3 protein-coding genes are annotated in these 2,468 nt (G+C 71.8%); 2 read left to right on the top strand and 1 reads right to left on the bottom strand.

Features of this window, described 5'->3' with window-relative positions; genetic code table 11:
* Positions 1-112: 112 nt before the first annotated feature.
* Positions 113-1,438, bottom strand: coding sequence for a serine/threonine-protein kinase (locus tag ACWGIG_RS38475; protein ID WP_453326378.1), 1,326 nt, complete (start codon positions 1,436-1,438; stop codon positions 113-115).
* Between the two features lie 231 nt (positions 1,439-1,669).
* Between ACWGIG_RS38475 and ACWGIG_RS38470 the strand changes: the two genes are divergently transcribed.
* Both ACWGIG_RS38470 and ACWGIG_RS38465 read left to right on the top strand, forming a co-directional pair.
* Positions 1,670-1,918 carry a hypothetical protein gene (locus ACWGIG_RS38470; protein ID WP_453326377.1) on the top strand — a complete coding sequence of 83 codons (249 nt, stop codon included), beginning with the start codon at positions 1,670-1,672 and terminating at the stop codon, positions 1,916-1,918.
* A 239-nt stretch (positions 1,919-2,157) separates the two neighbouring features.
* Complete coding sequence (locus ACWGIG_RS38465) at positions 2,158-2,373, top strand: hypothetical protein (RefSeq protein WP_453326376.1); 216 nt, start codon at positions 2,158-2,160, stop codon at positions 2,371-2,373.
* Positions 2,374-2,468 lie beyond the last annotated feature (95 nt).

Below are 2,468 nucleotides of genomic sequence, written 5' to 3'. Positions count from 1 at the left end.
CCGAAGCCGAAGCCGAAGCCGAAGCCGAAGCCGAAGCCGAAGCCGAAGCCGAAGCCGAAGCCGAAGCCGAAGCCGAAGCCGAAGCCGAAGCCGAACCGCCGGGCCCGCCGCGCTACAGCCGCTGCGGGCCCTCGGCCGTCCCGGCCGTGGTCACCGTCATGGCCGTGGCCGTGGCCTTCACCGGCACGTCGGGACCCAGCCCGCGGGACGGCCCCTGACATCCCTGCGCCGCGGCGATGCCCAGCGCGACCAGCAGCGTCACCACCACGAACACCACCAGCCGCTGCCGCAGCAGTCGCGGGTTCGCGGGCCGCAGCCTGCCGCCCGAAGTCGGCCGGCCGCCCGGCCGGGTGCCCTTGCGGGCGGCACCGGACCGGGTGGTGTTCCGTGCGCCGGACGCCGATCCGTTGCGCGGCGACGAAGGCCCTCCGTTACGGGAGGACGTTCCGCGAGGCGCCTGCGCGGCGGCCCCCCGCGGCTCCGACTGAGGCGCACCGTCCGGCCGGTGCTGCTCGCCGGAACGACGCTGCTGGGTGGTGCGCTGGGTCCGCTGATCGGCGTACGAGTCGGTGGCCTGAGCGCGCTGGGCCGGAGGCCGCTGCTCCGGCCCGCCGCCCTGTGCCTCCCGCGCCGCGATCTCCTTGAGCCGCATCGACAGCTGGAGCGTGCTGGGACGTTCCTCCTGTTCCTTCGACAGGCAGGCCCGGACCAGCGGAGCCAGTGCGTCCGGCACCCCGTCGAGGAGCGGCTCCTCGTGTACGACCCGGTAGAGCATGACCTCGGAACTGCCCTGCCCGAACGGCGAGTCGGCGGTCGCCGCGTACGCCAGCGTGGCGCCCAGTGCGAAGACGTCGGTCGCCGGGGTGACGGTGGCCCCGCGCACCTGCTCGGGCGCCAGGAAGCCGGGCGATCCCACCGCGGTCCCGACGTGCGTCAGCGTGCTCGCACCCGTCGCCCACGCGATGCCGAAGTCGATGATGCGGGGGCCCTTGGGGGAGAGCAGGATGTTCGACGGCTTCAGGTCGCGGTGCACGACGCCCGCCTCGTGAACCGCCACCAGCCCTTCCGCCAGCGCCGCCCCGATGGCCGCGACCTCGGCCGCGATCAGCGAACCCTCATCGGCCACCCGGTCGTGCAGGGAGGGCCCGGGCACGTACTGCGTCGCGAACCACGGCCGGTCGGCATCCAGATCGGCGGCCACGAGCCGCGCCGTGCAGCCGCCCCTGATCCGTCTCGCCGCCGACACCTCGCGCGCGAAACGCGACCTGAATTCCTGATCCTCCGCCAGGTCCGGCCGGATCACCTTCAGCGCGACCCGCTGGCCGCGCCGGTCCGAGCCCAGGTAGACGACGCCCATGCCGCCCGCGCCGAGCCGCCGGTGAATCCTGAACGAGCCGACGACACGCGGGTCCTCGCGCCGGAGCCGCATCATCGCCATGTCCGTCCCCTACCTCCGGTGGGGCCTCCCCCACCCCACTGCTGACCGGTCCGTTCGACGTGGCACAGCTTACGTACCCGTGGCGCGGTGTGCTCATAGGCCACACCCGCCCGAATCGATCGATTGTCAGTGCCGGGTGCGAAACTTGAAGAGTGGTCAGGGAACGCGTGTTCCCATCTCCCTGGCCCCTGCTCAATCCCAACGGGCAACAGCAGAAGGGGGATTGGATCAGTGAAGGGTGATCGAGTCGAGATAGTGGTGGACGCCGGAGACACCACCAGGACGTACGAAATGGTGGCCAGCAGAGCGGGCCGAAGGGTCGAAACGGCGGTCCGCAGGGGGGTGGTGGAAGTGAGTGAAGTCACCCGCAGCGGCAGCGTCGTGCGCACCGCACGCTTCATGGCCACCCGCGTCCTGGCCCTGGTCGAGCAGCCGGTACCCAGGGAGGACGCATCGGAGCGGCGCACCGCCGCGGAATGACCCCGGGGGAGCACCCCCGTCCGACCCCTCGGGGAAGTCCCCGAGACGTCCACCCCGCTCTCCACCCAGGGGAGTACGCCGTCACCCGGTAGGTCATCCTCCGGGAGGCCAGTCAATCGGTACGAGGGCATGACGACCGGGGCCGCACCCGCCCCTAATCTTGAAATCAAGCGGTGGGTGCAGCACTCGTCCCCCGAGGTCAGACACCCGCCGCTTACCAAGACGACAGGAGAGGGACCATGGCGGACACGGCATCAAGGACGATGATCCGCACGCACGCGATCCGAGGCCGTCGTGCCTTCGCCGCATTCGGCGGTCGCCGCTCGGGCCCGCGCCACCCCCTGGTGGCAACGGCCATGGTCCTCCCCCTGGCGGCCCTGCTCCTCTTCCTCTTCGGAGGCTGGGAAGCGGTGGTCACACAAGCGTCGTCCGTGGGCATGTTGCTGGGGCGCTGAGCGGCGCCCCCGTCCGGAAGAGCGGTCCGGGACGGGACAACACCAGGCCCATCAGCCCCGTGGGGACGGGGGTGCGGCGGACGGCTGAGTTTGCC

The sequence above is a fragment of the Streptomyces sp. NPDC054863 genome, assembly GCF_053610825.1.
Note: the sequence above shows the minus strand (reverse complement) of the source record. Positions and strands in the feature narration are given on the sequence as shown.